Annotated in this window: 8 protein-coding genes; 2 read left to right on the forward strand and 6 right to left on the reverse strand. The window is 69.1% G+C overall.

Features of this window, described 5'->3' with window-relative positions; all coding sequences use genetic code 11:
• A partial coding sequence (locus NHG85_RS13075; protein WP_253333050.1) for an electron transfer flavoprotein subunit alpha/FixB family protein occupies nucleotides 1-374 on the forward strand: 374 nt, incomplete at its 5' end.
• 37 nt (nucleotides 375-411) lie between these two features.
• Here NHG85_RS13075 and NHG85_RS13080 read toward each other — a convergent pair.
• Nucleotides 412-1,161, reverse strand: a complete 750-nt coding sequence (locus NHG85_RS13080; RefSeq protein ID WP_253333052.1) for a DUF6473 family protein — start codon at nucleotides 1,159-1,161, stop codon at nucleotides 412-414.
• Nucleotides 1,162-1,297: 136 nt separating this feature from the next.
• Between NHG85_RS13080 and NHG85_RS13085 the strand changes: the two genes are divergently transcribed.
• Nucleotides 1,298-2,173 (forward strand): 3-hydroxybutyryl-CoA dehydrogenase, encoded by an 876-nt coding sequence (locus tag NHG85_RS13085; protein ID WP_253333055.1) that lies wholly within the window; start codon nucleotides 1,298-1,300, stop codon nucleotides 2,171-2,173.
• A gap of 18 nt (nucleotides 2,174-2,191) precedes the next feature.
• Here the strand turns inward: NHG85_RS13085 and NHG85_RS13090 are convergent, their stop codons facing one another.
• The 5 genes from NHG85_RS13090 to NHG85_RS13110 all read right to left on the reverse strand — a co-directional run.
• Nucleotides 2,192-2,464: an HPr family phosphocarrier protein gene (locus NHG85_RS13090; protein ID WP_253333057.1), complete on the reverse strand. Its 273-nt coding sequence runs from the start codon at nucleotides 2,462-2,464 to the stop codon at nucleotides 2,192-2,194.
• Entirely contained in the window at nucleotides 2,461-2,880 is a 420-nt protein-coding gene (locus NHG85_RS13095; RefSeq protein ID WP_253333059.1) for a PTS sugar transporter subunit IIA, read from the reverse strand. Before NHG85_RS13095 ends, NHG85_RS13090 begins: the two co-directional genes overlap by 4 nt.
• Nucleotides 2,877-3,821 carry an RNase adapter RapZ gene (gene rapZ, locus NHG85_RS13100; RefSeq protein ID WP_253333061.1) on the reverse strand — a complete coding sequence of 315 codons (945 nt, stop codon included), beginning with the start codon at nucleotides 3,819-3,821 and terminating at the stop codon, nucleotides 2,877-2,879. Before rapZ ends, NHG85_RS13095 begins: the two co-directional genes overlap by 4 nt.
• The gene (locus NHG85_RS13105; RefSeq protein ID WP_253333062.1) at nucleotides 3,818-4,243 is read right to left on the reverse strand and encodes an HPr kinase/phosphorylase; all 426 of its coding nucleotides are present in this window, start codon (nucleotides 4,241-4,243) and stop codon (nucleotides 3,818-3,820) included. The genes rapZ and NHG85_RS13105 overlap by 4 nt, the downstream gene beginning before the upstream one ends.
• Before the next feature lie 6 nt (nucleotides 4,244-4,249).
• Nucleotides 4,250-5,387, reverse strand: a 1,138-nt coding sequence (locus NHG85_RS13110; protein ID WP_253333064.1) for a sensor histidine kinase, incomplete at its 5' end; no start/stop codon positions are given.

Here is a 5,387-nt window from a genome sequence, read left to right on the forward strand (position 1 = left end):
GCGACCGGCCTGAGCTGACAAGCGCGGGCATCGTCGTCTCGGGCGGGCGCGGCGTCGGCTCGGAGGAGAACTTCGCGCTGATCGAAAAGCTCGCCGACAAGCTCGGCGCGGCGGTGGGTGCCTCGCGCGCCGCGGTCGACTCGGGCTTCGCGCCGAACGACTGGCAGGTCGGCCAGACCGGCAAGGTCGTGGCTCCCGCGCTCTACGTCGCGGTCGGCATCTCGGGCGCGATCCAGCACCTCGCCGGGATGAAGGACTCGAAGGTCATCGTGGCGATCAACAAGGACGAGGAAGCGCCGATCTTTCAGGTCGCCGACTACGGCCTCGTCGCCGATCTGTTCACAGCCCTGCCGGAGCTGACCGAAAAGCTCTGAGCCACATACATGGGGCGGCGCGAGGTCGCCCCATGTCTCAGGCCGCCTGCCGCGCGAAGACCTCGCCGAGCGCCCGTGCCACGGCGCGGTGCCGCGCGGCCTCGGGCAAGTGGGGTCGCGGCGCGGTGACGATGCCATCGACGATCGGGCGCAAGGCCTCGACCATGGCATGGGTCACGAACAGCGGATCCTCTCCCAGCCCGCCATCTCCGCGCCGCTCGGGCAGGACGACCAGCGTCACCGGCGGCGCGAGGCAGCTGATCAGCTTGCGCATTCGCATGGTCCAGGCGGTGCACATCTCTTCTCGCAGCGTCTCGAAGCGTTCGGCGTCGTGGCTCTTGAGCGCCAGCAGCATGTGGCGCGTAAAGCAGAATTCGGTGAAGTCGATATCCGGATAGAGCGCTCTCAGCGCCGGAGAGGCCTTGAGAAACCGGTCGTTGCGGCGCGGATGCACGGTGAAAAGTCGGTTCGACACCCCATGCGCCCCCGTCACCTGCAGCACCACCCGCTCGGCCCGCCCGCAGATGTCGAGCAGCGCCGCCTCGCCCAGATGCGCCCCCGCCCCGGCGTTGAGCGCGCCGAGATTGACGCAGCTCTGGCCAATGCGCCGCTCCAGCAGCGCCGCGAAGGGGGCCTCCAGCCCCGGCCCGAAGGTCTCCGTCCCGCCGGGGCAGGCGATGTAGCGCCCCGTCAGACGCCGCCGCGGCCCCCGCACGTCGAGCCGTGATCCTTCGTAGCGCACGCGCGCGATCGCACCGGCCAATTGGCCGTTTCCGTCATGCCCCATGGCACACCCTCACCCAGTTTCCCGCCTGCCAAGAGACCACGGAAGCCTTGCGATACCGCTAAGCCGCGCGGCTCCCCTTGTGAGGGGGGCGAGGGCGGACCTATGTTGCGCGCAAACAGGAGAGGAAGGCTGGACAATGACGATCGAACGGGTGGGCGTGGTCGGCGCCGGGCAGATGGGCAACGGCATCGCGCATGTCTTTGCCCGGGCAGGCTACGAGGTGCTGATCACCGATGTGCAAGCCGAGGCGCTGGACAAGGCGATCAGGACGATCGAGCGCAACCTCGACCGGCAGGTCGCCAAGGGGGCGCTGGAGGAGGCGCAGAAGACCGAGGCGCTGGGCCGGATCTCGACCACGCAGACCCTGACCGACCTGGGCCCCTGCGACCTGATCATCGAGGCCGCGACCGAGCGCGAGGCGGTCAAGACCGCGATCTTCGAGGAGCTGGTGCCCCATCTGGCGGAGCACACGATCCTGACCTCGAACACCTCCTCGATCTCGATCACCCGTTTGGCCAGCCGCACCGACCGGCCCGAGAAGTTCATGGGGTTCCACTTCATGAACCCCGTGCCGGTGATGAGCCTGGTGGAGCTGATCCGCGGCATCGCCACCGACGAGGAGACCTTCCGCGCCTGCCTCGGGGTGGTCGAGCGGCTGGGCAAGACGGCGGCGACCTCCGAGGATTTCCCGGCCTTCATCGTCAACCGCATCCTGATGCCGATGATTAACGAGGCGGTCTACACGCTCTATGAGGGCGTGGGCTCGGTCTCTTCGATCGACACCTCGCTCAAGCTCGGGGCGAATCATCCGATGGGGCCGCTTGAGCTTGCAGATTTCATCGGGCTCGACACCTGCCTTGCCATCATGAACGTGCTGCATGACGGGCTGGCGGACACCAAGTACCGGCCCTGTCCGCTGCTGACCAAATATGTCGAGGCGGGTTGGCTGGGGCGCAAGACCGGCCGCGGATTTTACGACTACCGCGGCGAGACGCCGGTGCCGACGCGCTGAGCCGGGCGGCGAGGGGGCTCAGCCCCCCTCGCCGAAACAGTCGCCGACCAGCGCCTCGATCGCGTCGGCGAGGCGCTCGGCCTCGGCGCCCGATGTCTCGACCTCGATCCACGTCCCGCGCGAGGCGGCGAGCATCAAGAGCCCCATGATGCTGTCGCCGGTGGTCGAAAGGCCGTCGCGGCTCACGGTCGCCTCGGCGTCGAAGGATTCCACCGTCTCGGCCAGCTTGGCGGAGGCGCGGGCGTGAAGCCCCTTCACGTTGATGATCTGCAGGCGTCTTGAAGTCGTCATGTTCCGGTTCGTGTCTCCGTCTGCAGGTCCGCATCGACGATCAGGCTGTCGATGTATTTGCGTCCCGCGGTGAGGGCCGCGCGCACCGCGTCGGGCACGCTCTTGCCGCGGGATTTGGCAAGCTTGATGAGCATGGGCAGGTTGGCGCCATAAAGGATGCGCCGATCGGCGAAGGAGCAGGCCCTGAGCGACAGGTTCGAGGGCGAGCCGCCGAACATGTCGGTGACGATGACCACGCCGTCGCCGGCGTCGACGCTGTCGGCGGCGACGCAGATCTCGTCCTGCTTGGCGGCGCGGTCGTCGTCGGGCAGGATGGTGATCGCCATGACGCCCGGCTGGTGGCCGACCACATGCTCAACGGCCGAGAGATATTCGCGTGCGAGGCCTCCATGGGCCACGATGACGATTCCAATCACGCGACTTGTCCCCGTGCGGCTGTCGGGCGCCCCGTCCCGGCCCGGCGTTCCAGCTCCCTGTGACGTTTAGACACCTGCCACCCTTCCTGTGCAAGAGCATCGGCCAGACGTTCGGTCACGGCGACCGAACGGTGTTGCCCGCCGGTGCAGCCGAATCCCACGGCGAGATGCGTCTTGCCCTCGGCATGGTAGGCGGGAAGCAGCGGCAGGAGAAAGTCGCACATCGAGGTGAAGAAGCCGTCAAAGCGGGGATCGGCGGCGACATGTGCATCGACCGCCTCGTCACGCCCGTCGAGCGGGCGCAGCTCGGGCTGCCAATGCGGATTGCGCAGAAAGCGGCAGTCGATGACGAGATCGAGCCCGCGCGGCAGGCCCCGCTTGTAGGAAAAGCTCTGCAGCGTCACCGCCAGCTTGCGCCCCTCGGGCGGGGCGAACCAGCGCTCGATCTCGGCGCGGCCCTCATGCGGCGACAGGCCGGTGGTGTCGATCAGCACGTCGGCGCGCGCGCGCACCGGCCCCAGGAGATCGCGCTCGCGCGCGATGCCCGCCGCGGGGCTCTCGTCAGGGGCGAGCGGGTGACGGCGGCGCGTCTCGGAGTAGCGCCGGACCAGCTCGTCCTCGTTGCAGTCGAGATAGAGCACCTGCAGCCGCAGTTCGGGCCGCCGGGCCAGCCGGTCGATCGCGTCGATCAGCGCATCGGTGCTGAAGTCGCGGTTGCGCACGTCGAGCCCCAGCGCCAGCGGGCGCGTCAGCGGCGGCCCCTCGAGCAGCCGCTCCAGCAGCGACAGCGGCAGGTTGTCGATCACCTCGTGGCCGAGATCCTCGAGCACGTTGATGGCGGTGGTGCGCCCGGCGCCCGAGGGGCCGGTGACGAGCACGAGGCTCTGGTCGCCGTCGAGGACGGCGTCGGGGGCTGTGGCAAGGGCAGGGTCGGGTATCATGGCTCTCTCCGTCCTGCCTTCAGATACTGCAGGATCGCGGGCGCGAAATGGCCCGTCCCGACATCGTGAAGCAAGGGGAGGGAACAGCCCAGATAGGCGACGCTGCGTTTCGGCGGAAAGCGCTCGGTTTCCGCAACGTCGAGCGTCACCGCGAGGCGCAGCCGCACCGGCCCCGCCGGCACCGCCGAGAGCAGCCCGACGCCGCGCGCCTCGATCATGCCCGCAATCGCGGCGGGGCACCGCGCGCGCAGGCCGCCATCCGGCAGGAGGCTCAGCTCGGTGCGATCATCGGCCACCAGATCGCAGCCCAGCGCCATCAGCGACAGCGCCAGCGCCGATTTGCCGCTGCCCGAGCGTCCGGTGATCAGGACGCCGCACCCGCGCCATGCGACGCAGCTGGCGTGAAGGCCACCCGTCGCCATCTGCCGTCAGACCGGCAGGCCCACCACGAAGCGCGCACCGAGCGGCTCGGAGGTGGGGTCGGCCTCGGTGGGGCGGATATTCTCGGCCCAGATGACGCCGCCATGCGCCTCGACGATCTGCTTGGAAATGGCGAGGCCGAGGCCGGAGTTGTTGCCGAACTGCTGCTCGGGCCGCTCGGAGTAGAAGCGCTGGAAGATCTTGGTCAGCGCCTCCTCGGGGATGCCCGGCCCGGTGTCCTCGACCACGACGAGCACCCGGTTCTCGCGCTGCCGCGCCCAGATCCGGATCGCGTCGCCATCCTCGCAAAACGAGGTCGCGTTGGTGATCAGGTTGACGAAGACCTGCGCCAGCCGCCCTTCGAGACCCTGGATGTGAATCGGGCGCGAGGGCAGGTCGGTGATGAAATCGATCCCCTTGAGCGCGGCCTCGCGGCCGAGGAAATCGTTGAGGTTCGACAGCATCTTGAGAAGGTCGAAGCTCTCCTCCTCTTCCTTGACCAGCTCGGCGTCGAGCCGCGAGGCGTTGGAGATGTCCGAGACCAGCCGGTCGAGGCGGCGCACGTCATGCTCGATCACGTCGAGCAGCTTTGCGCGGTGATCCTCGCGCTTGACGACCCGCAGGCTGCCCACCGCCGAGCGCAGGCTGGCGAGCGGGTTCTTGATCTCGTGCGCCACGTCGGCGGCGAACTGCTCGTTGCCCTCGATCCGGTCGTAGAGCGCCGCCACCATGCCGCGCAGCGCCGCCGAAAGCCGGCCGATCTCGTCGGGCCGAGCGGTGAGATCGGGGATGCGTACGCGGGTGGGGGCGAACTTGCGGGCATTGCGGTCGCGCCCGGTTTCGGCGGCGGCGGCCAGCTCGGAGAGCGGGTTGGCGATGGTCGAGGCGAGCACGAGGCTCAGGCCGATCGACACGAGGACGCCGACGACGAACATCTGCAGCACCTGCTCGCGCTCGCGCCGCACCAGCGCGTCGATCTCACCCGCAGCCGAGGTGATCGCCACCACGCCCACGGCGCGGCGGCCCTGCTGGATCGGCGTGGCCACGGCAAAGATCGTGCGGCCCTGCGCATCGGTGCGGGTCTGCACCGCCGTGCCGCCCGCCAGCGCCGGGGAGACCAGCGCGCGCGCCGCATCGGCGGTGCCG

The sequence above is a fragment of the Limimaricola litoreus genome (assembly GCF_024159025.1).
Taxonomy (GTDB): Bacteria; Pseudomonadota; Alphaproteobacteria; order Rhodobacterales; family Rhodobacteraceae; genus Limimaricola; species Limimaricola litoreus.

Bases quoted from the DNA above. Each gene is read 5' to 3' on its own strand.
- NHG85_RS13105 (WP_253333062.1), bottom strand. From the start codon at position 4,243: ATGGCGACGGGTGGCCTTCACGCCAGCTGCGTCGCATGGCGCGGGTGC.
- rapZ (WP_253333061.1), bottom strand. From the start codon at position 3,821: ATGATACCCGACCCTGCCCTTGCCACAGCCCCCGACGCCGTCCTCGAC.
- NHG85_RS13090 (WP_253333057.1), bottom strand. From the start codon at position 2,464: ATGACGACTTCAAGACGCCTGCAGATCATCAACGTGAAGGGGCTTCAC.
- NHG85_RS13085 (WP_253333055.1), top strand. From the start codon at position 1,298: ATGACGATCGAACGGGTGGGCGTGGTCGGCGCCGGGCAGATGGGCAAC.
- NHG85_RS13080 (WP_253333052.1), bottom strand. From the start codon at position 1,161: ATGGGGCATGACGGAAACGGCCAATTGGCCGGTGCGATCGCGCGCGTG.